This window comes from Nocardia sp. NPDC058176 (assembly GCF_042883805.1).
Taxonomy (GTDB): domain Bacteria; phylum Actinomycetota; class Actinomycetes; order Mycobacteriales; family Mycobacteriaceae; genus Nocardia.
In genome coordinates this window covers 71604-95729 of sequence record NZ_JBHVVA010000005.1, presented here as the reverse complement: position 1 = coordinate 95729, position 24126 = coordinate 71604, and the positions used below count along the sequence as shown (strand labels likewise).

The 24126-nt window shown below is 65.8% G+C and carries 25 protein-coding genes and 1 tRNA gene; 22 read left to right on the top strand and 4 right to left on the bottom strand.

The annotated features are described in order from the left end of the window. Window positions 1-44 precede the first annotated feature (44 nt). The 17 genes from ACFVVM_RS24765 (at window position 45) to ACFVVM_RS24685 (ending at window position 14693) form a co-directional block, all read left to right on the top strand. Complete coding sequence (locus ACFVVM_RS24765; protein WP_387622614.1) at window positions 45-1403, top strand: AAA family ATPase; 1359 nt, start codon at window positions 45-47, stop codon at window positions 1401-1403. After that, window positions 1400-2284: a hypothetical protein gene (locus ACFVVM_RS24760; RefSeq protein ID WP_387622611.1), complete on the top strand. Its 885-nt coding sequence runs from the start codon at window positions 1400-1402 to the stop codon at window positions 2282-2284. Before ACFVVM_RS24765 ends, ACFVVM_RS24760 begins: the two co-directional genes overlap by 4 nt. Window positions 2285-2445: 161 nt before the next feature. Beyond that, window positions 2446-3285: a hypothetical protein gene (locus ACFVVM_RS24755; protein WP_387622608.1), complete on the top strand. Its 840-nt coding sequence runs from the start codon at window positions 2446-2448 to the stop codon at window positions 3283-3285. A 113-nt stretch (window positions 3286-3398) separates the two neighbouring features. Beyond that, complete coding sequence (locus tag ACFVVM_RS24750) at window positions 3399-4073, top strand: GntR family transcriptional regulator (RefSeq protein WP_387622605.1); 675 nt, start codon at window positions 3399-3401, stop codon at window positions 4071-4073. A 168-nt stretch (window positions 4074-4241) separates the two neighbouring features. After that, the gene (locus tag ACFVVM_RS24745; RefSeq protein WP_387622603.1) at window positions 4242-4454 is read left to right on the top strand and encodes a hypothetical protein; all 213 of its coding nucleotides are present in this window, start codon (window positions 4242-4244) and stop codon (window positions 4452-4454) included. Window positions 4455-4841: 387 nt separating this feature from the next. Beyond that, a complete protein-coding gene (locus tag ACFVVM_RS24740) occupies window positions 4842-5249 on the top strand; it encodes a hypothetical protein (protein ID WP_387622601.1) in 408 nt (135 codons plus the stop codon). 80 nt (window positions 5250-5329) lie between these two features. Beyond that, window positions 5330-5569 (top strand): hypothetical protein, encoded by a 240-nt coding sequence (locus tag ACFVVM_RS24735; RefSeq protein ID WP_387622598.1) that lies wholly within the window; start codon window positions 5330-5332, stop codon window positions 5567-5569. Next, window positions 5566-5988 (top strand): RRQRL motif-containing zinc-binding protein, encoded by a 423-nt coding sequence (locus ACFVVM_RS24730; protein WP_387622596.1) that lies wholly within the window; start codon window positions 5566-5568, stop codon window positions 5986-5988. The genes ACFVVM_RS24735 and ACFVVM_RS24730 overlap by 4 nt, the downstream gene beginning before the upstream one ends. After that, entirely contained in the window at window positions 5985-6764 is a 780-nt protein-coding gene (locus tag ACFVVM_RS24725; protein WP_387622593.1) for a hypothetical protein, read from the top strand. The genes ACFVVM_RS24730 and ACFVVM_RS24725 overlap by 4 nt, the downstream gene beginning before the upstream one ends. Then, entirely contained in the window at window positions 6761-8884 is a 2124-nt protein-coding gene (locus ACFVVM_RS24720) for a hypothetical protein (protein WP_387622591.1), read from the top strand. The genes ACFVVM_RS24725 and ACFVVM_RS24720 overlap by 4 nt, the downstream gene beginning before the upstream one ends. Before the next feature lie 28 nt (window positions 8885-8912). Then, window positions 8913-9431, top strand: a complete 519-nt coding sequence (locus tag ACFVVM_RS24715; RefSeq protein WP_387622590.1) for a hypothetical protein — start codon at window positions 8913-8915, stop codon at window positions 9429-9431. Further along, on the top strand, window positions 9431-10054 hold the full coding sequence (locus tag ACFVVM_RS24710) for a hypothetical protein (protein WP_387622587.1): 624 nt from the start codon (window positions 9431-9433) through the stop codon (window positions 10052-10054). The genes ACFVVM_RS24715 and ACFVVM_RS24710 overlap by 1 nt, the downstream gene beginning before the upstream one ends. Before the next feature lie 38 nt (window positions 10055-10092). Further along, complete coding sequence (locus ACFVVM_RS24705; RefSeq protein ID WP_387622585.1) at window positions 10093-11841, top strand: hypothetical protein; 1749 nt, start codon at window positions 10093-10095, stop codon at window positions 11839-11841. Next, window positions 11838-13046 carry a hypothetical protein gene (locus ACFVVM_RS24700; RefSeq protein ID WP_387622582.1) on the top strand — a complete coding sequence of 403 codons (1209 nt, stop codon included), beginning with the start codon at window positions 11838-11840 and terminating at the stop codon, window positions 13044-13046. Before ACFVVM_RS24705 ends, ACFVVM_RS24700 begins: the two co-directional genes overlap by 4 nt. Next, window positions 13043-13372, top strand: coding sequence for a hypothetical protein (locus ACFVVM_RS24695; protein ID WP_387622581.1), 330 nt, complete (start codon window positions 13043-13045; stop codon window positions 13370-13372). The genes ACFVVM_RS24700 and ACFVVM_RS24695 overlap by 4 nt, the downstream gene beginning before the upstream one ends. Next, on the top strand, window positions 13369-14163 hold the full coding sequence (locus tag ACFVVM_RS24690) for a DUF2637 domain-containing protein (protein WP_387622578.1): 795 nt from the start codon (window positions 13369-13371) through the stop codon (window positions 14161-14163). The genes ACFVVM_RS24695 and ACFVVM_RS24690 overlap by 4 nt, the downstream gene beginning before the upstream one ends. A gap of 86 nt (window positions 14164-14249) precedes the next feature. After that, a complete protein-coding gene (locus ACFVVM_RS24685; protein ID WP_387622575.1) occupies window positions 14250-14693 on the top strand; it encodes a hypothetical protein in 444 nt (147 codons plus the stop codon). Between the two features lie 1322 nt (window positions 14694-16015). Here the strand turns inward: ACFVVM_RS24685 and ACFVVM_RS24680 are convergent. Further along, window positions 16016-17446 (bottom strand): recombinase family protein, encoded by a 1431-nt coding sequence (locus tag ACFVVM_RS24680; RefSeq protein ID WP_387622572.1) that lies wholly within the window; start codon window positions 17444-17446, stop codon window positions 16016-16018. Here ACFVVM_RS24680 and ACFVVM_RS24675 point away from each other — a divergent pair. The 4 genes from ACFVVM_RS24675 (at window position 17445) to dnaG (ending at window position 21662) form a co-directional block, all read left to right on the top strand. Continuing rightward, a complete protein-coding gene (locus tag ACFVVM_RS24675) occupies window positions 17445-17660 on the top strand; it encodes an MBL fold metallo-hydrolase (RefSeq protein WP_387622569.1) in 216 nt (71 codons plus the stop codon). The two genes, ACFVVM_RS24680 and ACFVVM_RS24675, sit on opposite strands and share 2 nt — an antisense overlap. Window positions 17661-17838: 178 nt before the next feature. Then, entirely contained in the window at window positions 17839-18447 is a 609-nt protein-coding gene (locus ACFVVM_RS24670) for a YdcF family protein (protein ID WP_387622567.1), read from the top strand. Between the two features lie 6 nt (window positions 18448-18453). After that, window positions 18454-19707 (top strand): deoxyguanosinetriphosphate triphosphohydrolase, encoded by a 1254-nt coding sequence (locus ACFVVM_RS24665; protein ID WP_387622565.1) that lies wholly within the window; start codon window positions 18454-18456, stop codon window positions 19705-19707. A 23-nt stretch (window positions 19708-19730) separates the two neighbouring features. Further along, window positions 19731-21662: a DNA primase gene (gene dnaG, locus ACFVVM_RS24660; protein ID WP_387622562.1), complete on the top strand. Its 1932-nt coding sequence runs from the start codon at window positions 19731-19733 to the stop codon at window positions 21660-21662. A gap of 1 nt (window position 21663) precedes the next feature. Here the strand turns inward: dnaG and ACFVVM_RS24655 are convergent, their stop codons facing one another. Next, entirely contained in the window at window positions 21664-21909 is a 246-nt protein-coding gene (locus tag ACFVVM_RS24655; RefSeq protein ID WP_387622559.1) for a hypothetical protein, read from the bottom strand. A gap of 210 nt (window positions 21910-22119) precedes the next feature. On the opposite strand from ACFVVM_RS24655, the gene ACFVVM_RS24650 reads away from it, so the two are divergent. Continuing rightward, window positions 22120-22192: transfer RNA gene (locus ACFVVM_RS24650), tRNA-Asn, on the top strand. A 70-nt stretch (window positions 22193-22262) separates the two neighbouring features. Here the strand turns inward: ACFVVM_RS24650 and ACFVVM_RS24645 are convergent. Both ACFVVM_RS24645 and ACFVVM_RS24640 read right to left on the bottom strand, forming a co-directional pair. After that, window positions 22263-22808, bottom strand: a complete 546-nt coding sequence (locus tag ACFVVM_RS24645; protein ID WP_387622556.1) for a hypothetical protein — start codon at window positions 22806-22808, stop codon at window positions 22263-22265. A gap of 159 nt (window positions 22809-22967) precedes the next feature. After that, the gene (locus ACFVVM_RS24640) at window positions 22968-23096 is read right to left on the bottom strand and encodes a hypothetical protein (RefSeq protein WP_387622553.1); all 129 of its coding nucleotides are present in this window, start codon (window positions 23094-23096) and stop codon (window positions 22968-22970) included. Between the last annotated feature and the right edge of the window lie 1030 nt (window positions 23097-24126).

The following is a 24126-nucleotide window of genomic DNA, read 5'->3' as shown; positions in this document are numbered from 1 at the left end:
TGTCAAGTGTCGCGTGATGTGTGTGTGTGAGGCAGGATAGGCGTGTGACTACACAATCGCTGGCACTCATAAGTGCCGAAGTGAAGCGCGTGCTCGGAGAATATGACCACTATGTCAGCTTCGCTGCCGACGACCAATATGTTATTGTATACGGTCCCAATGGTGTCGGCAAGACGAAGTTTCTAGAGATCATTCATCATTCTTCGCGCTTTAATGGTAGCGCCCTCGTTAATCTTCCCTTTGAATCTGCAATACTTCGGTACACCGATGGTACGGAACTCAATGTATCTCGTAACGAGTCCCGTACGCAGAGAGGTGACGACGAAGGTCGTCAGGTCCGATACTCCGTGACTTTTACAGTACATCGCAAAGGTTCGCGCCCGTCGGTGTGGGAGTATTTTTCCGATGAGGACTTCGATGAATGGCTTATCGGCAACACCTCGTGGCGGCCATTCAATGAGGATCTCTGGGAAGATCGGTCGGATGGCGAATTGGCTTCTCTGACGGAACTTGTGAATCGTTACCAACAGCAAGGGCGTTTGACGACTCGAATTCCTCCTGATATTCGCGAATTCCGCGAGAAGACTCCTAGCTTTTTGATCGAGACTCAGCGGCTTAGGATTGAAAACTATACCGACAGAAGAGCGGCTGCAGCATGGCGTGCCCACCATTCTCGGCATGCAAAGCCGTCGTCTAAGATCACGGAGCAAGCGCAGAAGATGCAAGCGCTTGTAAACGCTGCTCAAACCGAGCACTCGCAGCTTACTCAGCAGTTGGACCGAACATTTCCTAATCGCGTATTGGAGCATTCCCGTGATGTTTCGATGCCAGAGGACGAAGTTCGAGCTCGATACGATAAGCAGAACAAGTTCAGAAGTCGACTGGCGCGTGTCGTTTCTGTTCCCCTAGTGGGGGAACTGTCGCTGCCTGGGCGCCCTCTTGTCGAATGGGAAGTGCAGTTGTTGAATCTGTATCTCATCGATGCGGATAAGAAGTTGGCGCCGTTTGGGGCTTTGCTTCGGAAGATTGAGCTTCTTGAAAAGATCATCAATTCCCGACTGATGAATAAGCGGCTCAGGATAACTGCAAAAGCAGGGATTGAGGTATTACATGCGGGAACAAACGGAGAGATAGCGCTCGACTCGTTGTCGTCCGGGGAGCAACATGAGATCATTCTCATGTTCGATCTCCTCTTCAATGTTCCCGAGGGCGCTCTAGTTCTGATTGACGAGCCGGAGATATCCCTTCATGTTGTTTGGCAGCTCGCCTTCATTCCTGACGTGCAGAAGATCGCTGAACTTGCTGGATTTAGAATGATAGTGGCAACTCATTCACCGCAGATCATCAATGATGACTGGGAGCGGGCTATCCGTCTGGGCCCACCGGAGGTCCAGTTTCTGTGAGGGAATCTCTCAATCGAAATACTCTTTTCAACACCATAGCGATGGCCCTGCAGGAGAGCAATTCCTACGCCCTTGTTGTTGAAGGAGATGACGATGTTCTCTTGTTGAAGCGTCACAAGAGCGATGCGGTGTACATATTTCAGCCCAAAGGTGGGCGACCAGGTGTTCTAGAGCTGGCTGCGTTGGTAGAGGATCGCCGCTTGAAACGGGTTATATTCCTTGTAGACGCCGACTATGATCACCTATTAAATCCGGTTGGCGTCTATCCTGATAATGTTGTCCTGTCGGGATCTCATGATATTTTCATGGACATCGCCTACAGTGATTCGAATTCTTTGGAGTGGGTTATAGAGGTGCTGGCCAGGCATTCCCAGAGAAAAACTGGTGCTAATCTGTCTGCCGCGTCCCTGAGGGCTGACGCGATGCTCCTCGCGGCGAGAGTTTCGCTATTTAGAATCATCAATGAGCGGCACGGATTGCAATTGACATTTAGGGATTTTCCGTACGGGAAGCTGCAGACATTAAGTCCTCCGCTAGAGTCTATTGCAACAATACTTATTTCCCGATCTGAAACTCAAATGACAGTTGAGGACCTGGTCCTACTTGTAGATGACGAGGTGCAACAGATGTCTGCGCGTCACGAGATTTCTATTGGTGATCATGATTTCTTCGGTTCTCTCGCGCGCGTTATGGAACTTTCGGGTATTAAAGGAGTGTCGAGCAGGGCGATACTTGGTGGATTTATGTCAGCGGTAAGCTGCGCATCGATCTCTGGAACCGGCTGGTTCTCCACAATTAATGGCATGTCTCGGAGAGGAGGGGTGAGCATATTTCGCTGCCCATGCGATTTGGGAACTGCAGACAACCCCGAGGGAGGTTGAAGCGACTATCACCCTCCACGTCAGATTCTCTACCGTGGCGCTGGCACACGAGGTGCAGGGCTAACGTGGTAGGGGATGCTATCGGATCAGCGCGCGCTTGGGCTCGTGCTGAGAAGCTCAAGTCAATTACCTATCGCGTCTGGGCTAGGCACAATGGTGCGATGACTACCTTCGTGTTGTCCCCGGATCGTCGCCACCAACTAGCCACGCTGCTTGCAGACGAGGTGAGGTTGCAGGCGGAGTATCCAAAGGTTGCCGAGTACCTTGATACTGCAGCCAGCCTAGCTGGCGGTCCCGATCCTGAGCAGGAGCGGCTGCTCGACCTGCGGATGCTGCACTTCCTCGCAGGGGGTGAGAGCGCAAACCCGTACTGGGCGATCGTGGAGCCGATCGTCGGCGCCGGGGCGGAGGGCTGTCGTCGGATACCCGGCGCCGGCGCGGGAGGCAGCGCTCGACTTGGGTACGCGCAGACCGTGTTGCAGGAAACGTACGCATACGCAGTTCCGTCGCCTGGCACACTCGACTGGATCGCGACAGTCGCCGGTGGCCGAGGAGTCTGTGAAGTCGGTGCCGGGCGCGGGTACTGGGCGGCCATGCTCGCGGGCGGCGGAATCGACGTGGTGGCATTCGATTCCGAACCGCCGGAGGTCGTGGCGAATCCGTCATTCCCCAACGCGCCCGGTCGTCGAGCGACGTGGCACCCGGTCGCGGGACTGTCGGAGCTCGAACAGGGGTGGGAGTCGCAGCAGCTCGGCAACCGTGTGTTGTTCCTGTGCTGGCCGCCGGGATGGGAAGACCCGATGTCAGCCGAAACGCTGCGGAACTACGTTGCCGCGGGCGGCGATCGGGTGATCTACATCGGGGAGCCCAAGGGGGGAAAAACCGGTTCGGACGAGTTCTTCGACGAACTCGCTGCCGGGTGGTCTCTCGTCTCGTCGGACGATTCGTTCGTGTCCTGGTGGAACCTGGACGACGTCGCACAGTATTGGCAGTTGCGCTGACGGCGTACGACGTGGCCGGGCGTTGTCGCTATCGGTGTGTCGCTCGATAGCAGGTACATTCTCTGCGTATACACAGGCGGTTTGCCTGTGGTTCAGGACCGAGAGGGGTACCGATGCCGGAGCCGAAGTATGTGGTGATCGCGAACAAGTACGCCGCGGACATCCGGAAGGGGGTGATACCCCCGAATGTGTGGCTACCCAGCCTGGCGGAGATCGCGCGCGAAAACGGGGTGTCGGAGATCGTTGCTCGGAAGGCGATCGGTCAGCTTCGTCGGTGGGGGCTGGTCAAGACGGTCGAACGCCGCGGGACGCTGGTCCTTGCGCAGTCCGACGACACCAGGATCTCGCCCGAGCGGCAGATGGAGAGCCCCGAGACGACCTACAACACCGAATCCGCCGGCGGCGACGAGGTGGCGATCGACCGCGAGATTCGTGAGATCGCGGCCGACCAGGAGCTGGCCGAGACGTTCGGTCTCGAGGTCGGCGCGACGCTGGTTCACGTGATCACTCGCGCGACGGAGGGCGGGCGACCGATTTCGATCTCCGACACCTTCCATCTGCCGGGGCAGTCCCCGCCGGAAGCCGATTTCCTCGAGGAGGAGCTATCGGAGCGAGCGCCCGCTGGTAGCCACGCGGATTGGCTCGGTGTGCCGGTCGGCGAACCGATCATGACGATCAAGCAGCGGTACCTCACCGCCGGTGATCGGCTGCTCATGATCTCCGATGTGTCCTACATTCCCGGTCGCTACCGCGCCTTCTCGTTCCGGATGGCGCTGAGCCGAGAGTGATCCACCGCCGGGTTTCCCGGCGCCCTTGTCAAGAGCCCTGATCAGTCCGCTGATCAGGGCTTTTTGCTGCCCGGAGCAGGTTGCGTATACGCAGTGCTTGTGCGTATACGCAGCTGCGTATACGGTCTTGTGTATACACAAACCGAGCAAGCAGAAGGAGTTGCAGAGATGCACACAGGGGACAGTTCGAGGACGACTCCCGATCTGATCGGGTTGCGAGATGCTGGCCTGCTCGCAGGCGGCGTGCACCCGACCACCGTTCGTCGGTGGACCAAGGCGGGTCTGCTCCAGGCGTTCCAGGTCGGCCCGCGGCTGATCAAGGTCGACCGCAACCAGGTGCTGGCGCTCACTCGCCCGCTGGCCGAGGACGGTGCCAAATGAGTGCACCGGTTCGTCAGCAGCGCAAGGTTGGTGGTCCGGCATTCGCTGGACGATCGCAGGCAGCCGCGTGCGCTGGAAGCGTGAATGAAGACGATGGCCGCCGCGCTCCGCGAAACGTGACCCTCGCACCGGACGTGTGCGACTACCTGGACGAGATCGTTGCCCAGGCGCCCCCTATGTCACCGCAGGCACGAGCCAAGCTCGCTGCGCTGCTGGGCCGTTCGGCTCGGAGGGCAGCCTAATGCGGGCCCGGACATTCGCGACCGCGGTCGCACTGCTATCGATCGGATCTCTGGCGCTGATCGCGCCGGATGCCCTCGGATTCATCCTGATGCTCGTTGGCGCCGTGTGGTTGTGGCGGGCGTCGAAGCGATCGGGGATCCGGCGATGAGCGCCGAGCACGGCCAGGAGCCGTTCTACGACCCGGAAGATCTGCTGGACGAGCTGGATTCGATCATCGCGGCGCAGGCGATCTTGCAGAGGCGCACGGTCGCGTTGCAGGCCCGCTACGCAGCGTTGGAGCCGTACGCGGACCGATTCGATGAAATCGACCCGGAACGTGACTGGATTCCGCGCACTTTCGGCAGCGTGAACGTCGAGTCGACCGCGCGGGGCCTGGGCTACGCAGCCGGTCCGGCAGCAAGCTTCGCTGACTGGCTTGGGCACACCCGCGACAGCGCATCGAAGATTCGCGTGTACCCGCATCCGGACCGCGAGCAGACCGACCGCGAGTTCAGCAACGCGATTGCGGATGCGATCACCCGCAACGCCGACCGGGACGGCGTCGAGCGATGAACGGGCAGGGGAGTGGCGCCCCGCGGTACCGCAGCCGGATCGACGATCGTGACCAGGTTGGTCGCAGTGCCCTGCAGTCGATGGGTGGTCCAGAGTTCGCCGGTGTCGGCGCTGTATACGCCCCGCTGAACCATCTTCCCGCGGGTCTGCGGTTGCTCGCGCTGGCGGTGCTGGTGGTCGTCGGAATGGTCGGCTGCTCGGTCGCGTGGGTTGACCAGCAGTCCTACGTCGAGTCGCCGAACATCTGCCGGGCGCACGAGGTAGAGCGCACCGATTGTGTGCACGTCGAGCGGGTGCCGCACGGGCAGGTGCCGCGATGAGTGAGCCGATTCCGACCTACGAGTGGCGGACCGCGCCCGCGCATTTGCGGACCCGGCGCCAGTTGGCTGCTGAGGGTTTGCGCCCGAACGGCCAGGACATCGCTGGCCGGATCGTCCGCTCGCGGGGCAGTCGTAAGGAACCGCTGGTGGCGCACCTTTTCGACGTCGAGAAGGCCGCGCCGAAGCGTGAGCCGAGCGAGGCGCAGCGGCGGGCGCTGGCGAAGGCCACCCGCGAGCACCAGCTCCGGGCGGCAGAACGCCGAGGCGTGGACCGCGCCGAGTTCGACGAGCCGAGTGCCGGGGATCCCGGACCGGCGTGGACCGCGCCGACCAGTGCACTCGCGAGCTACTCGCCCTCGGGCAACGCCGTGGCCGCAGCGCTGGCACGAACTACCGAGCGAGAAGGGATGGAGAGATGAGCTTTCGGCTCTCACCGCGCGATATGGCCGGTCTCACGATCCTGGCCGAGATGTACGGCGCACCAATGGATGTGGTCGGCGAGATGCTGGGCGTGAGTAGTTCCCGGACCTATCGCATCGTGGCGAAGTGGTCGGCGGCCGGGATGATCAGCGATCGGCGACCGCGGCCGGTGCTCGGTCCGGCGTGGATCTTCCCGACGAAGTCGACGGCCGAGGCACTGCTGCATCGGCCGGTGCGCTACTGGGTGCCCACGCCGAAGATGGCCGCGCACACCAAAGCCGTGTTCCAGCTGCGTCTGGCGCTGACCGGGATGGACCTGGACCGGTGGATCTCGGAACGCACGCTGCGCGCCGAGGTCGGGATGGTGAAGGCCGGGCAGGCCCGCCCGCACATCCACGACGGCCGTTTCTACAACCCTGCCGGGGATCTGTGGGCGGTCGAGGTCGAGCTGACACCGAAAAGCATTGCCGCAGCGCGTAGTGCGGTGGTGCAGGCGGTGCGGACCGCGCAGCAGGCCGGATGTGTCGGCCTGACCTACTACTGCCGCGGTGAGGCGGTCAAGACGGTGATCCGGACCGCCGCGAACGGCATGGACACCGACAGCGGGCCGCGGCTGCGGCTGGTGGATCTGGACGGGTTTCTGGCCAAGCAGAAGGCCGATTCGTCCTCTCCCGACCTGCGACCCGGGCTCCGGGTGATCGCGGGCGGCGCCGCTGATCACGAAAACACCCAGGTCACAGACCGAACCGAGAACGGAAAGGCGGTGTCGCAATGAGCTGCACCCCGATGATCACCCCGGCTGATTGCGCGCCGTACGCGCCGACGCCGGTCCTGTCCGCCCAGCCGACCCCGGCGAACTCGCCGGAGATCCATGTCGAGCCGACGATGCCGCCGGTCGGCCTGGACACCGACCCGATCGGCTGGATCCCGAACCTGAGCGAGATCTCCCTCGACGGTGTCGCCGATGGCGCGCTGCTGATGGCGGCGTGCGTGGTGGCGGTGCTGGTCATGGTCGCGTTGATCCTGGTCCCGGCGACCGCGCTGGCGTGGCAGCCGACCAAGTTGCGCAACTGGATGATCGGCAGTCTGCTGGCGATGCCGGGCGCCGCGGCGTTGTGGGCGTGGGATGTGCTGGCGCCGGGCACCATGGCGACCGAGGCGTCGCGCCAGTTCATGGACGGCCAGTACGCGGCCGGCCTTTTGGGCATGGCCGTGGTGCTGGTGCCGGTGGCGTGGATGACCGCGACCATCGCCCACGCCAACCGTCGTGTGCAGCTGGCCACGGTCGGGTTGAAGTCCCCGGCCCGCACCGAGCGGGCGCTGTGGGCCCAGGCCCAGCGCGAGCAGCGTGCCGCGGCGCGCCTGTCGCGGCGGCGTCTGCCCTTCACCTCCGGCTACTGGAGCCCGCAGCTGGTGATCGGGCGCCAGTCGTCGCAGACGGATCAGGCTCCGCCCAAGAGCATGTTCCGGATGCTGCTGGGCCGCACCGAGACTCGGCTGCTGTTGCCGTGGATCAACGTGGCTGAGCACATGACCACCGTCGCGTCGAGCGGCTCGGGCAAGACCACCCTGATGCTGCGCGTTTTGGTGTCCTGGTTCGTCACCACGTGGACCCGGCACCGGCAGTGGTGGCGTGCCGACCGGCCCGGTCGCCCGCTGGTGATCATCGTCGATTGCAACGGCGGTCCCGAGAGCCGCAAGGTCGCGGTCCGGATGCGCAAGTGGTTCGCCGCGCTCGGTGTCCGTCCGGAGCGCTTCGGCACCTTCCCCGACGATGTGTCGCTGGGGATGTGGCCGCGGGCCGACTTCGATGCGAAGACGCCCGAGGAGCAGCAGGCGATCGTGCAGGATCTGCGGTCGATCCTGTCGGCGATGATCTCCGGCGGCAGCACGCCGAGCACCGACACTGAACGCTACTTCCACGAGATCCGCGAGACGCTGATCCACCTGATCGTCGACGCCCCGGCGCGGGTCGAGTCGATCAACGGCGAGGTGACGCCGATCGGGCACAACCCGCCGCGCAGCTGGCTGGACTTCCTGTCGCGGTTCAACGTCGAACGCCTGTCGAAGCTGTGGGGCGGTGAGGCCGGGGCGAACCCGTGGCCCGGTGTCCCCGGAATCGACATGGAGATCGCGTCGACGATCGACGGCAAGCAGCCGGTCATCAACTCCGCCCGCGCCGAGTTCGCGAACCTGTACCGCTCGCTCGGGTCGGCGTTCGACGGCGACAAGGAGCTCACCGACTTCGACGTCATCTACATCGTGTTGGAGGGCGTGAAGACCCCCGACCGGGCGCGCAGCCAGTTCGGTGCGCTGGGAACGATGTTCGAGCAGCTCGCCGACAAGCAGCACGGCCGTACCTCGCTGATGGTGGTCGACGAGTTCTCCGCGGTGTCGGACGGCAAGACCCGCGCGGTCAAGTGGGTCGAGCGCCTGCGTAAGGCCGGGATCGGGTCGTGGTGGATCGCGCAGTCCTGGCAGGGCCTGGGCCACGACGACGACAACCGCACCGCGCTGGTGTCGGCGGCATCGGGTGGTTCGCTGCTGGGCCGCTCCACCGACCCGGAGACCCTGGCCAAGATCTACGGCACCCGCCCCAAGTTCGAACTGTCGCGGAAGTTGATCAGCGGCAACGCCGCCGGTGACGAGGGCAACGTGCAGTCCGGTGATCAGTTCCTGGTCCCGCCGAACCGCCTGCGGGCCATGCAGAAGGGCGACGTGGTCCAGGTCGCCGGTGGGCGTGCCCGCTGGGGCCGCGTGTCTCCCCTCGACGACGCCGAACTTTCCCGGATCCGGCCGCTGCCGGGCCTCAACAAGTTCACCGGCCCGGCCGAGGACCCCGAGCCCGGTGATCTCGCGCCGGTGATCGACATGTCCAAGCGCCGCAGCGCCTGAAAAGCCAGCAGGACAAGGAGTCACGACCATGGCAATCCCCAATCCGCTACCGGATCCCGAAGACGACGGCGAGGCCATCGGCGGGCGCAGCGCCGCGGCGAAGGCCCGCGAGCAGGCGGTGCTCGACCAGCTCGCCGCCGACATGACCGGCACCACCGCCGAGAAGCTGGCCGCCCAGCTGACCCCGGTCGTCCCCGACGGCGGACAGGTCGGGCGAACCGTCAAACCGCACGTCGACCGGGCGACGAAGGCCCGTGACTGGACCCGGATCTGGGGCCCGGCCATCGCCGGTACCGCCGTCGCGGGCACCGCGGTGACGGTGCTGCCCCTGCCCGGCCCACTGGCGCTCTACGTGCTGGCCATCGCGGCGTTCGGGTGGTGGCACTGCGCCGGTCGCCCCGGCGCGATCGAGACCGCCCAGATGGCCTACTACGCCGCCGCCGATGCCGGGTCCTGGATCCGGCGCCACGTCGAGGCCCTGGCCCAGCGTCGGGCCCACTACGAGACCCGCCGTACTTCGTCGAACCCCAACAAGAAGGAAAAGTGATGTCCAACAACATGATTCGGTCGGCCGTAGTCGGTGTGCTCGCCGGTGTCGCCGTCGTCGCGGCGGTGGCCGCGGTCGATGCCAGGCAGGCCCGGCGCGCACAGGTCCAGTTCCGTGCGCTCACGCAGGTCGATCCGGAACTGGCCGCCCTCGATGCCGAGATCGCCGCTCGACACGCTCAAGACGTCGCCGAACTGCGCGCTGACCATGCCGCCGCGCTGGCGTTGTTCCGGGCCGATCTGCTGTTCGCGGTCGATCCGAAGTCCATCGCGGGCCCGGCGGATCTGTCGGCTGCCCAGCTGCTTGACCAGATCAAGGTGGTCAAGGCCCAGCTGTTGGACGTGCGGATCGGGGCCCGCATCGACGGCGAACCGGAGGCCGCGCCGCGGGAGACCGAGCTCGCCACCCAGCTGCGGGCCCTCAACGCCGAATTCGACGGCCGCCGGTTCGCGAGCGTGTACCACCGCGATCCGGTGCCGGTGCTCGACGAGCGCCGCTACGAGCTCGCCTACCGCGAAGTCCATGACGGCCGCGAATGGCCCCACAACACCGAGTACGCCGAGGTCCAGACCCTCGACGACCGCGTCGCCGTCGACGCGGCGCTACTCCACCGCTCCCACTGACCACCTTCACGAATTAACCACTCACACAAGGAGATTCAATGTTCACACTTCACGACAGTCACAGCAGCAACCAGGGCGATGGCCCCGCGGTCGAGGACGAGCTGACCCGCAGCACCGGCAAGGCGCTCGGGGCGATCATGGCCGCGGCGCGGGCCTGGATCCACAACCAGCGCGGCCGTAGCGGTGGTAAGGCCGGGGCGGGTGTGCCCAAGCTGACGCGTAAGGAACGCAAGGAGCTGGCCGAGGCGATCCGGATCCAGGTCGGCGAGCAGAAGATCGCCGCGGCTTGGTACTCCAAGCGGGTCGGTGACTACCAGTCCGAGGTCCTGGCCGCCAACGCCCGCCGCCGCGAGCCCGGCTACACCAACGCCGATGCCGATCGCGACGACGAGCGGCTGGCCGGAATCCGGTACCGGATCGAGTCCACCCTGCACGAGACGCCGGCGTTGTCGTTGGAGCGGCGCGGGCAGGTGGTCCAGGCCCTCGATGGCGTCGGCAGCAGTTCCAGCCGCCCCTACGGCGCGGTGTTCAAGCCGATGACCCCCGAGCAGCAGCACACCGCACGGTTGGCGGCGGTGCACTCCGAGCAGTGGGTGATCGATCGGCGCCAGGAAAACCAGCGCATTCTCACCGCCCAGCAGGAACGCGAACGCGCCGCGGCCGATCAGCGTGCGGAGATGCGGGAGCCGCGGGCGTGGGACGAGCTCAACGCCGAGCAGCAGTCGATGGTGCAGCGGCTGCGGCGCGCGCACTTGGGTGTCGACGTCAACGGTCGTCGTCTGGATCCCGATGTCGCCGAGGTCGCGCAGGAGAACTCGATCAAGGTCGCCCGCGCGTCCGGTCTGACCCGGCGCGAGGTCGGCGCGGAGCTGGGCTACCTGGCCGAGAACACCGCCTACATCGGGTCCTACGGCGACGACCAGCACAAAGCGCAGGGTTTCTACCCCTCGCGGGAGCAGGCGCTGGCCGAGATGAAGAAGGCGATGACCCGCAATCCGGTCCTGGCCGAGAACAACGTGTGGGCCTCGGTCACGGCCCGCCCCGACGGGATCGCGGCCCGTGACGTGGAGCGGCGTTCGGCGTTCGGCGAGCGGGGCGAGGTGATCGCGAGTGTCGGGCGGTGGTCGCGGGATCGGGAGCCGGAGTACACCGGCGCCGACACCCCGTACGAGGTGGCGGTGGCGCGGATCGAGCCGGGCACCGGCAAGGTGCTCCACAGCGAGATCTCCACGCTGGGTAGCGAGGTGGCCGCGCTCGACTACGCCCACCGCGGTGTGATGAGTGCCGGACCCTCGGTGGCGCGGACGCGGGTGGAGGTCACCGACCCGCGGTTTCCGGAGTCGCCGTACTACACCGATTACGGCCTGCCGAAGACGGTGTCGGACCGGTTGGCCGACGAGCGTGTCGCGGTCCGTGAGCACCTGCTGGGCGAGTCCGAGGCCACCCGCGAGCTCCTGGACAACGAGCACCACAGCTTGCGTCAGCGCCACAGTCTGTCGATCGAGCACAACGGTGAGCTCACCGACTCCAACGCCGAGCTCACCCGGCGGTTGTCGGCGATGACCGCCGAGCGGGACCAGGCCCTGGCCGAGCGTGATTCGTTCCGTGGTCAGCGGGACGAGGCGGTGGCCAAGCTCGCCGAGCGCACCCCGGCCGAGAAGCGGTTCGGCAGCCCGGAACGTCAGGCAGCCGAAGCCGGACGGAGCGCGCTGGCCGACTACGCGCCCGGCAACGCGGTCACCGCCGCGGTCGAGCGCACCACCGAGCGAGACGGGGCGCAGCGATGAGCCGCGAGGACGAGCTCGACGACCCGTACATCGCGCGCTACGCCGAGCGGATCGACGACGACCGAGAAGTGCTGTGGCGAGCCGACTTCGCCCGCGCGCAGGACTACTACGACCGCGGCTACGACGAGGACCCTGCCTTGCTGCCGGAAGCCCGCGCGATCGACGCCCTGTGGTCCTCAGACCCCGAGGTCGGACCGGCCTGGCGCGAGATCACCGAGATCCACGACGCCTGGATCCAGGCGCCCGAGGCGATGAAGCGGGCGCACGAAGTGTTCATGCCGGGCGGAGTGCAGCCGCCCGACATGAACGACACCCGGTGGTCATCGCACATGCAAGCACGCGAGATGACCGGCCACGGCGCCTGGCCCGGCCACGAACCCACCTATTCCACAAGCAGTTCCGAAAGGCACGAACCGATGAACGACACTACCTACAACACCTCGGCTGACAACTTCGCCACCGAGTCCGACACCGAGATACTGATGCGCTCGGACTTCACTCACTGGGCTTCGATCAGTGACGGCCGTGATCCCACGGACTACGACCCCGCCGATGACCTCGACCGTGACGAATACAGCTCGACCTGGAACAACCACGGCGACGACAACTGGTTCGACGCCTGGTCGACTCTCTCCGAGGCCTACGGGCACTACCAGCTTGATGGCGTCGAGGCCGCCGACGCCCGCCGCGCGGAGCTGGGCGACACCCTCCACCCGGTCGAGGCCCGCAGCTGGGACCAAGCACGCGATCTGACCGTCAACGGCATCGCCCGCGATGACCTGGGATTGGTCACCAGCCAGTACACCGATCGCCTGACCTACGAACGGGCCGACGAGATCCGCGCCGCCCAACCGACGACGGCTGACAGGGCCCGACAGTTGGAGGCAGAGCGTGCCGCTGACGACCAGGCCACGTGGTTCGAATTCGACTCCGGTGCGGCGGGCAGAAACCCTACGGAGCGCGTGCCACGCGACCACACCACGGAAGTCATCGAAGGGGCCGAGTCGAGTTCGACCCCCTATCGGCACAGCGTCGATGGGCTCCCGTCGATCGACGCCTCCCGCAACAACCCGGCGTGCCCCGTCCCGCAATTCGGTAACTCGGTGGCAGCCCGCACCAGCGCCCTGGCCGACTACCAGGGGCGCGGCAACGCCATCGCCGCGGCGATGGACCGCCAGACCGAGCGGGCAGGAGTCGAACGGTGAGCGCGGCGGCCGAGTCAACGATGCCCGCGACGGCCACCGCCGTCGTCGAGCAGGACCAGGCCGGCCTCGCCCCCGTGATCGCGCTGCGCCCGATGCAGCGGCCCGAGATCGCCACCGAGCAGACCGATCTGCTGGCCCGGATCTCCGAGCTGGAGCAGCAGGTCGCCGATCTGCAGGACCGTAACCGAGAGTTGGCCAGCGATCTGGACAACGCCCTGGATCAGCTGTCCGGGCACGCCTTGCACGACGAGCAGGAGCGCCTGGTGCACACCCTGACGTGGAGCCCGTGGGCCGCGTCGATGAATCGAGAGGGGTACGAACGATGACCCGTACAGCCGCTGTACAGCCCGTCCACAGTCCGTCTACCCGGCGGATGGACGCCGCCGAACTGACCGCGCTGGCGATGACGATCGTGATCGGACTCGGCGCGTTCGTGTGGTCGTTCGCGGCGCTGACCGAGTTGTCGGTCATGGCCGGAATCGACCCGCGTCTAGCGTGGGTCGGCCCGATCTTCGTCGATGGAGCCATTGTCCAGTCCGCTGTCGCCCTGGTTTCGCTGCAACGACGGGCCCGCCAGGGGGTCGCGATCCCCGCGGCGACGAAGTGGTTCTTCTGGACCGAGCTGTTCGCCGCCGAACTGATCTCGGTGGTCGGAAATGGTCTCCACGCTGCGGAATCAGGGCAGCGGATCCTGCCCGCAGCCATCGCGGCAGGCGTGGCGGGCGCGGCTCCGCTGTTCGGTTTGGCCGCCACGCACGGCTTGTCGGCGCTGATCGAGGTCCCGCGCGCTCCCGAGCTGCCCCAAGCCGCGCCCGAGTTCGGTCCGGCACGACTGGACAGCGATTCGACACCGGTAGACGCGGTGTGGCCAGCACTGGACACCGACCGGACAGCGCTGGACAGCGGGTCGACACCGGTTGTCGAGGCCCTGGACACCGCGCCGGAGCCGGAGTCGGTCGCCGACCGTGACGCCGAGATCTTGCGCCGCCGCGCGGCAGGGGAGTCCACCCGCACTATCGGCGCCGCGGTTGGTCTGTCGCACTCCCGCGTCGCCCAGATCATCGCCGCCGCCGAGGCCGACGACGACACGGGGGAGGTACTGAGCCTGGTTCGCTGACCGATCGCTACCGGGGCAGGTGACGAGCCTGCCCCGGGTTCTCAACCCACCTCCAGAACACACTCCACACGAACAAAGGACACATCATGACCAACGCATTGACCGACCTGGACCAGATCAACGCCGAGCTGATGACCGGCGGCGCCCGTAACCCGTTCGGCCGCGACGTCGCTCCCGGCGACGGAGTGAGCGGCGAGATCATCGCCGTGGTCCGCCGCCACCGCCACAACGGCAAGGGCCAGCCGCTGTTCTGGGTCAACCGCAAGCCGCAGGTCACCGCGGCCGGAGATCCGGTGATCGACTCGCAGCTGATCGTCGAGATCGACGAGCCCGCCGACGACCAGGACGACGGCCTGCGCGCGGTCACGATGGACCGCGACGTCCAGCGCGCGATCCGCGCCGGACTCCGCCGTGCCCGCGCCAACGGCGTCGCGATCGGCGGACGGCTCGACGGCCTGCTGTTCGTCGGCCCCGCCGAGGGCGGCAACGGCCGCGTCTACGACCTGGGCAGCTACACCCCGCCCGCGTAGCTCGAGACAGCACCACCAGGAGCCCCTGGCCCGTGATCGGGTCGGGGGCTCCGTCGCGTTCCGGCCCGCTCGGCTCGAGATGTACTGCCGCACGAGCTTCGCTCGCTTGCCTCCAAGGATCTGCCTGCCGCGGTTCGGTGGTTGGGCGGGTTCCCCAACTGTTCCCCTGGCCCTTCCTCCGAAGGCTTCACGAGCACGGACGGTGGGTTGCTCAAGGGTGGCCGCAGGCCATCGGCGAAGCCGACGCGACGAAGGAGCGCCCTTGAACTGCCCGCCGTCCGTGCTCACGCTGTCACGCCGAGGAAGGGCGATAGTCTCGAGGTCTCGGCGAACCGGTATTCGATCTTGGTGTGGATCGAAGGCGCGAAAACCACGCGACTATCTGGCGAATATCTAGCACTGGTGCGGTGCTAGATATTCGCACTCTCAACCACCATCCCATCCATCCCGTGAGCTGGGCGTAAAGGCGGGATTTCTGCTCACTCCCCACCCCCACCCAGTTCGACATCTCATCACCCACTGCGTGTCCAATGAGATGTCGAACTGGGTGGGGGTGGGGAGCAATCAGAAATCAAAGAACAAAGAAGAGATGGATGGGATGGTGGTTGAGAGAAAAAGAAGTGGTTGGGTTGGGAGTACATCGGTGGGTTTGCGAGTGGGTTGCGTTGGGAGTCGGTGACGGTGGTGGCGTCGGGTGCGTGTGGCTGCGGTCTAGAGCCGCGGCTGTTGGTGGTGGGTGTGGTGGTGTAGCGCGTGTGCTGGTGGGTGGGTGGTACGCGAGTTGCGTCGCTACTCGGCTGCGCCGGTGCGCGCCGAGCTCGGGAGCGGGTATCGCGACCTGGCGGTCGCGCGGTTCTTCGCGGGACGTGGTGTTTGTCCCTCGCGGCGTGGCCTGATCTGAGGGCTATCACGCAGACCTCGGGCATCAAGGGCGCTACGCGTCGGCAAGCCGATGGCCTGCGGCCACCCTTGACGCCCGATGCCTACGCGATGGGCAGCCCTCAGGCCACACCGAGAGGGACAAACACCACACGGACCAGCCGCCGCTCAGAACCGGAGATCACGGCCAGGGCCGTGGAAGGGCATCCCGCTCGCCGCGGAGGCAGGCCGCCCAAGAGTGCGGGTTACGAAGCGCCTGCTTGGTCAGTCTGCCGCGGCTTTCCCGCAGCAATCTTTGAGCAGCGAGTCCAGTTAACAGGTGGCGATTCTCCGACCTTCATTGCGAGAAGTTCGCGAATTCGCCGCGACTACCGCGCACGCCAATCTGTCTATTTGTGCTGGTCAGCTTCGTAGTGAAGCGTACCGAAACCCATAGGCGGAGATCATGGTTGGCTCTCGGACGCATTCCAGTCGATCCGGACATACTGCGGTTTGAAGCCCGGTCCACCTCGAGCAGGGAGGAGCGTCACGCGGACGTCCAGTGCTTGAAGAACCGCAATTCGCTGCGTGACAGCAAGACTGTCCCAAACTTCGCGCGCATCACCAGCGGTGATCTCCGAAACGAGCGTGCTATCCAATCCTGCTGTAGCTCGGCTCGCGTCTGCCTCGGCGGCTGACAGTTCGGGCTTCAGCTTTGCGGTGATTCGTGCGAGCTGCTGGGCGTCGATTTCGCCGTCTGCGAAGGCATCTGCGGCGCTGTCCAGCCGGGATCGGATCGCATCGACGCGGATGCGAGCGTCCCGACCTGCGGTGTCGTCGCTGCTCACGAAGAGGTCTCGCGCGTCCTCGCGTGCCAGTCGGGCACAGATCACCGAGGCAACGAATTCGTCGACCCACTCGACTCGTCGTCCGACACAGCCCTGCGGCGTGTCGCAGCAGTACAAGATGTGTGGGCCCCCTCGATTGACGACACGCAGGATCGACCCGCACTTTCCGCAGCGGCCGATACCGAAACTGAGGAGGTGACGTCGGGCGCCTCCTTTAGTTGTCACCCGGGACGGGTCGGTCAGTAGCGCTGTCACCCGGTCATGGGTATCTCGGTCGACGATCGCGGGCCATGCTGCTGGATACTCCTGTCCTCGGTGCGTCCGGATCGCGACATTCATCTTGCGCAGAGCCAGCTTGCGCACTGTCGACGACATCCACTTTCCCTTCCCCGAGGGTGTGGGGACGCCTGAGGCGTTCAGTTCTCGGACAACGTGATTCATCGACAGGCCGGCCAAGAGGTCGGCCACGATGCCCCTGACCACGTCGGCGGCGATGGGATCTTCGACGTCTTCCCAGCTGATCATGTTGCCTGCGGAATCTCGTTGGTAGACACGCGTCCATCCGTATGCGTGTGAACCATTCGCCCGGCCTTCCTCGGCACGCTGCTTGGCGGCGCGGGCAATTCGTTCGCTTTTGATCTCGGACTCCGCGGAGTCGAACTCGCCAAGGATGCCCGCGTACATACGTCCGGCTGCCGAGGTCAGGTCGATATCGGACCCCTTGACCAGGGCGATTCCGACTCTGGCCTTCGCGAGGACCTCGATCGCGTGCGCTCGCTCCTTTCGGTTACGCCAGAGCCTTGACAGGCCGTAGGCGACGATGAAGTCGAACTCGCCACGAACTGCGGCTTCGAGCATCGCGTCGTAGTTCTGCCGATATCGAGCGCCCAGCACCGAGACATCGTTGTCGATATAGGTACCGACAACGTCCCACCCCCGGGCCTTGGCGAGCTGCTCAGAGTCCTCTCGCTGGCGCGTCACGCCCCGCTCAGTGCTGCGCGGGTCCTCCGAGATACGGCAGTAGATCGCGGCTTTGATGATGGCCATGGCTCATCTTATCTGCTACCGACCTTTGCTATTCCCCGGCGGCATCGGCAAAACCCACACCCCCACCGACTTCGACACCCTCCTCACCGACGTCACCACCAAGCTCTTCGACCGCTACCCCGACGACACCGTCGTCTACCCGGGCCACGGCGACGACACCACCCTCGGCACCGACCGCCCCCACTTGGTGGAGTGGCGCGAACGCGGCTGGTGAGCGCGGACGCCCTGGCGAGGAGTTCACCGGACCGGAATCCGGTGGTGACCGCTGGCCGCATCAGCGGTCGGGGCGACCTGGCAGACTGATCAGGATGAAGTCGGGTTTCTCGCGAACGCCAGCACCTGCGGCGAATGCCCGGCCCCGTCGCGGGCTCGTGTCGTCGGTGTCGGTGTGGATGGTTCGGTTGATCGTCGGCGCGGTGCTGATGGGGTTGGTGCTGGTCATCGGGACCGCGGTCCGGGTGTGGCAGGTCGCCCGGATCGACGACTACACGCCCGCCGACGCGATCGTCGTGCTCGGCGCCGCCCAGTACTCGGGAACGCCGTCGTCGGTGTTCGAGGCGCGGCTGTACCAGGCGGGGCGGCTCTACGAGGCCGGGGTGGCGCCGATGGTGATCACCGTCGGCGGCAAGCAAGAGGGCGACCTCTACACCGAGGCCGCCTCGGGCAAGCGCTACCTGGAGAACGCGGGCGTGCCCAGCGACCACATCCTCGCCGTGGAAACCGGCTCCGACACCCTGCGCAGCATCGAAGCCGTCGCCGACGCCATGGGCGCACGTGGGATGTCATCGGCCGTACTCGTCTCTGATCCGTGGCATTCACTGCGGACCCGCACGATGGCTCGCGACGCCGGTCTGCGCGCGTGGACCGCACCCACCCGCACCGGTCCGGCCGTCTACACGAGGGAGTCGCAGTTCCACGGCATCGCCCGCGAAACCGGCGCGCTGCTGTGGTATCAGCTCACCCACTTCTCGGCAGACTTCTCTTACACGGCGGGACAGTGAGATCCGATGACCGACAGCTACACCCCGCACGACCGGGAGCGCATGGTTCACGAACCGGGCAAGACCGCGTGGCCGGGCGCCGCCGACCGTGGTCACCGCAGTGAGTTCTCCCGCGACCGCGCCCGCGTCCTGCACTCGGCCGCCTTGCGCCGCCTGGCCGACAAGACCCAGGTCATGGGCCCGCGCGAGGGCGACACCCCGCGCACCCGCCTCACCCATTCGCTCGAGGTGGCCCAGATCGGGCGCAGCATCGCCGACGGCGTCGGCGCCGACCCCGACCTCGTCGATCTGGCCGGGCTCGCCCACGACATCGGCCACCCGCCCTACGGCCACAACGGCGAACGCGCCCTCGACGAATTCGCCGACGAGTACGGCGGTTTCGAGGGCAACGCGCAGAACCTGCGCATCCTGACCCGCCTCGAACCCAAGGTCCTCGACCCGGCGGGGGGCAGCGCCGGACTCAACATCACCCGCGCCGCCCTCGACGCCACCATCAAATACCCTTGGGGCAGAAGCGGTTCCGGCACCAAGTTCGGCGCCTACGACGACGACCTCGAACGCCTGGCCTGGGTCCGCAAGGACGCACCCGAACGCGTCCAGAGCCTGGAATGCCAGATCATGGACTGGTCCGACGACGTCGCCTACTCGGTGCACGACGTGGAGGACGGCGTGATCGTCGGCCGCATCGACCTGCGCGCCCTGGCCGACCCCGCCGAACAGGCCGCCCTCGCCGAGCAGGGCCACGGTCAGCATCCCGACCAGTCGATCGAGGCGCTCGCCGCCGCCGCGCAGCGCCTGTCCGAACTCGACGTCGTGGCCGACGCGGTGGACTACGACGGCACCTTCGCCGCCTCGGTGGCGCTGAAGCGACTCACCAGCGAACTGGTCGGCAGGTTCGCGACCGCCGCCATCGCGGCCACCCACGAGCGCTACGGACCCGGCCCCCTCATCCGCTACGAGGCGGATCTGATCGTGCCGCCGATCGTGGCCGCCGAGGTCGCCGTCCTCAAGACCGTCGCCCTGCGCTACGTCCGCTCCGACCTCGGCCACCTCGCCCGCCAGCAGACCCAGCGCGACCGCGTCCAGGCTGTCGCCGACCGCCTGCTCACCACCGCGCCCGCCCACCTCGACGACCAGATGCTGCCCTGGTGGAACGCCGCCACCGACGACACCGCCCGCGTGCGCGTGGTGATCGACCAGATCGCCTCCTACACCGAGAGCCGCTTCGAGCGCGTCGCCGCCTCGCTGGACTGCCGCTGAGCCCGACCGACTAGACTTCCCACGTGGCCGGACGAATCCCAGATCGCGATATCGCGGCGATCCGTGACCGGGTCCGGATCGAAGACGTCGTCGGTGAGTACGTGGCGCTCAAGCGCGCGGGCGCCGACTCCATCAAGGGCCTGTGCCCGTTCCACGACGAGAAGTCGCCGTCGTTCCACGTGCGCCCCAACCACGGCCTCTTCCACTGCTTCGGCTGTGGTGAGGGTGGTGACGTCTACAAGTTCCTGCAGCAGATCGAGCACATCGGTTTCGTCGAGGCCGTCGAGCAGATGGCCGACCGCATCGGCTACCAGATCAACTACGAGGGTGGTGGCACCTCGGTCCAGCGCGACCGCGGCACCCGCTCGCGTCTGGTCGCCGCCAATGCCGCCGCGCACGAGTTCTACGTGGCGCAGCTGCGCGAACCCGAGGCCGAGGCCGCCCGCGCCTACTTGACCGAGCGAAACTTCGACGGCGCCGCCGCCCAGCAGTTCGGCTGCGGCTATGCGCCCGGCGGCTGGGACGTGCTCACCAAGCACCTGCTCCGCAAGGGTTTCGAATTCAAGGAACTGGAAGCGGCCGGCCTGTCCAAGCAGGGCAAACGCGGCCCGATCGACCGGTTCCACCGCCGCCTGCTCTGGCCGATCCGCAACCTGGGCGGCGAGGTGATCGGCTTCGGCGCGCGCAAGCTCTTCGACGACGACACCATGCCCGGCAAGTACGTGAACACCCCGGAGACCTTGCTGTACAAGAAGTCTCAGGTGCTGTTCGGTCTCGACCACGCCAAGCGCGAGATCGCCAAGGGCCATCAGGCCGTGGTCGTCGAGGGCTACACCGACGTCATGGCCATGCACCTGGCCGGGGTCAAGACCGCCGTCGCCTCCTGCGGCACCGCCTTCGGCGAGGAGCACCTCCAGGTGCTGCGCAGGCTGCTGATGGACGACAACTTCTGGCGCGGCGAGATCATCTACACCTTCGACGGCGACGCCGCCGGACAGGCCGCCGCCCTGAAGGCCTTCAGCGGCGATCAGCGCCTGGCCGGCCAGACCTACATCGCCGTCGCTCCCGACGGGCAGGACCCGTGCGAGCTGCGTCAGCACTCCGGTGACGCTGCCGTCCGCGACCTGGTCGCGCGCCGAACCCCCCTCTACGAGTTCGTGATTCGCGGCCTGCTCGCCGAACACAACCTCGACGATGTCGAAGGCCGTGTCGAGGCGTTGCGCCGCACCGTGCCCGTGGTCGCCCAGATCAAGGACAACGCCACCCGCAAGGGCTACGCGACCAAACTGGCAGGCTGGGTCGGCTGGGACGACATCCAGCTCGTCGTGCGCCGCGTCGGCGAGGAAGCCCGCAAGAACCGCTCCGGCCCGAACGGCAAGCCCGCGCCCGGCGGAAAGACCGGTGCCGCACCGGTTTCCGCTCCTCGCGCCGACGAGGGCTCCTCGGTCCGCCCCGCCCCGAACGATCCGGTACTGCTGGCTCAGCGCCAAACCCTCAGTGCCGCACTGCAATACCCCGGCATCGCCGGTGTCGCCTTCGACGCCATCGACACCGCCGCCTTCACCCACCCCGCCTACGTGGCGGTACGGATCATGATCGCCCAGGCGGGCGGCACGGCCTCCGGACTCGGCGGCGCCGAATGGGTGGCCGCCGTCGCCGACCACACCGACGACCTGATGATCCGCGCCCTGGTCTCCGAACTGGCCAACGAGCAACTACCGGTGCGCTCCCAGAACGACACCCCGCGCTTCATCACCGGCATCCTCGCCCGCACCCAGGAAGCCTGGGTCGGCCGCCAGATCGCCGAGCTCAAATCCAAGCTGCAGCGCCTCTCCGCCAGCGAGGAGCCCGACACCTACATGACCCTGTTCGGTGACCTGGTGGCGCTGGAGCAGTACCGCAAGAGCCTCGCCGCCCAGGCCATGGGCAACGAGGGCTACGCGGCGGGCGCCTGAATCAGCGGCGCAGCTGGTTGTGTGGCACGAGCACCGTGGTCCGCTCGTCCAACGGCTCCATCGGCTCGAGCTTCTGCTGCGTGCTCAACTTGTCCGACAGCTTCTGCCGACCCACCGACACCAGCTTCTTCGTCACCGGGCTCCCCGCAACCGCCCGCGTCGCCGCACTGATCTGCTCATAGCGCGCCCGCCCGGCCTTGGTGCCCAGCACATACCCGGCCGCTACGCCGATGATCAACCGCAGCATCTGATGGAGCTCCTCCCACGTTCGTGTGCCGCCCCATCCTGCCCCAACCGCCCCACCCGTGTCGATCCGCCCACCGTTCGTCGACACATCGTTATACGCCACATGTCCGCAGGTAGCAGCCCGATTTGGGAACCCACAACCCCATGCGCTAAAGTTTCATCTCGGTCAGCCCGCCAAGGCAGACCGCCTGAGTCTACCGACCCAGGGCATTCCCCTATAGCTCAATTGGCAGAGCAGCCGACTGTTAATCGGCAGGTTTCTGGTTCGAGTCCAGATGGGGGAGCACAAAGAGCCCTCCACCAGCAATAGCTGGTGGAGGGCCTTCTTGTTTCCGGATACGCAGGCCAAATCGACTACTTTCCGACTACAAACGACGGACTACTTTCCGTTCGTGAACTGGTAGAGAGCCTTCCTGGCATCCGGTCCCATGGTCCGACGTTCGAGGTAGTGTTGCTCGGTCGTGGCCAGTTGGCATGCAGACAATTGAGCCTGCGCCTCAGCGCTCCGCGGTTGTGACGAACCACCGTCGCGACAGTCGGTCGGAGGCCGCGAGGAGTGACCCAGCCCAGTTCCTCGGGAAGCGCGGCGCGCAGCGATCGACGCATGCTCGCCAAGCTCATCAGCCCGCCGTCACGGTTGGCAAACACCGGGCTGTCAGGTCCGGCCGCATCGCCGAACAGGATAGTCAGGGCCTCTACCGCGAGCCTGGGCAGGATCACCGTGTGTGCGGGGGCGCGTCCTTTGCGCTCGTCATGTCGGTGCAGTGCCTCACCCTTGACCGCGCCGTGGTCGATCATGGTCCCGGTGATCGTCATCGTCGGCGGATCGGCCAGCAGATCGACATCAGACCAGCGCAGCGACAGCACCTCATTCGGCCGGCATCCGGTCGAGACGAGCACGTCGACAAACTCCGGGAGCTGGCGACCTGGCCGAGGGCCGAACTCCTTCTCACGATCACGATGCGCGTACCGCCTTGCGCAGCTTCGTGAACTCGTCGGAGGCGAGGGTGTGAGCCCTGGATTGCTTCCCGCCCGTCCGGCTGGTCTCCCGAATCGGGTTCAACGGCAAACGTCGTATTGGACTGCCAGGGCGAACATTCCGAGCAGCACCACCCGGAACGTCTTGGCGTTCGACTTCGAGCGCGCCGCGATCTTGCCGAGGTGCGTCTCGGCGCGGCTGGTGGGCAACTCCCGGATGCGCAGCGCGCCGAGTTGCTTGTGTCCATGACGCTTCCACGCCTGTTGATATACGTCGCGCGATTGAGGCTTGAGCTCGGTTTGGTCGCGAGCCAGATCGGGAACAGATCGCTCAGGGTTGTACGGTCAGTGATCACGTCATCGGTGAGAGGTGTAGTGCAGGCGGTGAGCTAGCCACAGTATGCGCACACCAACCCAGCACAGGGCCAAATCGCGCAACCCCGGTCAGCTAGCCTGACCAGCCCCAGAGCGAAGGTTGCCCAACTCGATGAGGGCAGGACTTCCGTCGTTGGAGTTGGACCCCCAGCCCATTCCGTGGACATCCTCCCCAGGGCCTGCTACCGCCGCACGCCGCTGGATTTCCCGGAACCCGGCCTCACGCGATGCGTCGAACTCATCCTGGTGTGCAATGACCCATACGGCGCCACCAGTCGCCAGTGAGATTCGACCAACATCACCAATGGTGTTGTTCACTGTCAGTGGCTCCCGGTCGGGCGCGCCGATCAAGACAATGAACCGAAGTGATTGTCCTGGCCCAGGAGTTGGAAACCATCGCACCTTGTTCAGTTTTGGCTCGGCGAAGTGCTCGACAAGCGAGCAGTGGGGAACTGTGATCGTTGCTCCAAGCCTCCACCCAGGGGCGCACTCGTCAGTGTGTTCCCATCGTGAGAAGACACGATCCTCGCCCGCTGGAAGTCGAACCGCTGCCGCCTCCTTGCTCAGTGCCATACGCCACCGTGCTGGATGCAGACTCAGCTTCAGATCCTTCATCCCCATCCGCTGGGAGACGTAAACATCACCTGCCTTCCGGCCTACCACGGCCCACGACCGCGAGCGGGGCCCTTCTGGACTACCGACAGCCCATCGGATCGTTCCGCTGCCGTCGTATTCCTGCACCTCGGGAGGAGTAAGCACGCCTATTAGGTTATCCTCCTGACATGGCCACTTGGCCACGGTTCAGGGCGGTGGGCGCCACTCACGGATAAGGTCGGTCGGCTTGCGACCCGTCTACTATTTTCGA

Bases quoted from the DNA above. Each gene is read 5' to 3' on its own strand.
- ACFVVM_RS24755 (WP_387622608.1), top strand. From the start codon at position 2,446: ATGACTACCTTCGTGTTGTCCCCGGATCGTCGCCACCAACTAGCCACG.
- ACFVVM_RS24750 (WP_387622605.1), top strand. From the start codon at position 3,399: ATGCCGGAGCCGAAGTATGTGGTGATCGCGAACAAGTACGCCGCGGAC.
- ACFVVM_RS24745 (WP_387622603.1), top strand. From the start codon at position 4,242: ATGCACACAGGGGACAGTTCGAGGACGACTCCCGATCTGATCGGGTTG.
- ACFVVM_RS24740 (WP_387622601.1), top strand. From the start codon at position 4,842: ATGAGCGCCGAGCACGGCCAGGAGCCGTTCTACGACCCGGAAGATCTG.
- ACFVVM_RS24735 (WP_387622598.1), top strand. From the start codon at position 5,330: ATGGGTGGTCCAGAGTTCGCCGGTGTCGGCGCTGTATACGCCCCGCTG.
- ACFVVM_RS24730 (WP_387622596.1), top strand. From the start codon at position 5,566: ATGAGTGAGCCGATTCCGACCTACGAGTGGCGGACCGCGCCCGCGCAT.
- ACFVVM_RS24725 (WP_387622593.1), top strand. From the start codon at position 5,985: ATGAGCTTTCGGCTCTCACCGCGCGATATGGCCGGTCTCACGATCCTG.
- ACFVVM_RS24720 (WP_387622591.1), top strand. From the start codon at position 6,761: ATGAGCTGCACCCCGATGATCACCCCGGCTGATTGCGCGCCGTACGCG.
- ACFVVM_RS24715 (WP_387622590.1), top strand. From the start codon at position 8,913: ATGGCAATCCCCAATCCGCTACCGGATCCCGAAGACGACGGCGAGGCC.
- ACFVVM_RS24710 (WP_387622587.1), top strand. From the start codon at position 9,431: ATGTCCAACAACATGATTCGGTCGGCCGTAGTCGGTGTGCTCGCCGGT.
- ACFVVM_RS24705 (WP_387622585.1), top strand. From the start codon at position 10,093: ATGTTCACACTTCACGACAGTCACAGCAGCAACCAGGGCGATGGCCCC.
- ACFVVM_RS24700 (WP_387622582.1), top strand. From the start codon at position 11,838: ATGAGCCGCGAGGACGAGCTCGACGACCCGTACATCGCGCGCTACGCC.
- ACFVVM_RS24690 (WP_387622578.1), top strand. From the start codon at position 13,369: ATGACCCGTACAGCCGCTGTACAGCCCGTCCACAGTCCGTCTACCCGG.
- ACFVVM_RS24685 (WP_387622575.1), top strand. From the start codon at position 14,250: ATGACCAACGCATTGACCGACCTGGACCAGATCAACGCCGAGCTGATG.
- ACFVVM_RS24675 (WP_387622569.1), top strand. From the start codon at position 17,445: ATGGCTCATCTTATCTGCTACCGACCTTTGCTATTCCCCGGCGGCATC.
- ACFVVM_RS24680 (WP_387622572.1), bottom strand. From the start codon at position 17,446: ATGGCCATCATCAAAGCCGCGATCTACTGCCGTATCTCGGAGGACCCG.
- ACFVVM_RS24670 (WP_387622567.1), top strand. From the start codon at position 17,839: ATGGTTCGGTTGATCGTCGGCGCGGTGCTGATGGGGTTGGTGCTGGTC.
- ACFVVM_RS24665 (WP_387622565.1), top strand. From the start codon at position 18,454: ATGACCGACAGCTACACCCCGCACGACCGGGAGCGCATGGTTCACGAA.
- ACFVVM_RS24655 (WP_387622559.1), bottom strand. From the start codon at position 21,909: ATGCTGCGGTTGATCATCGGCGTAGCGGCCGGGTATGTGCTGGGCACC.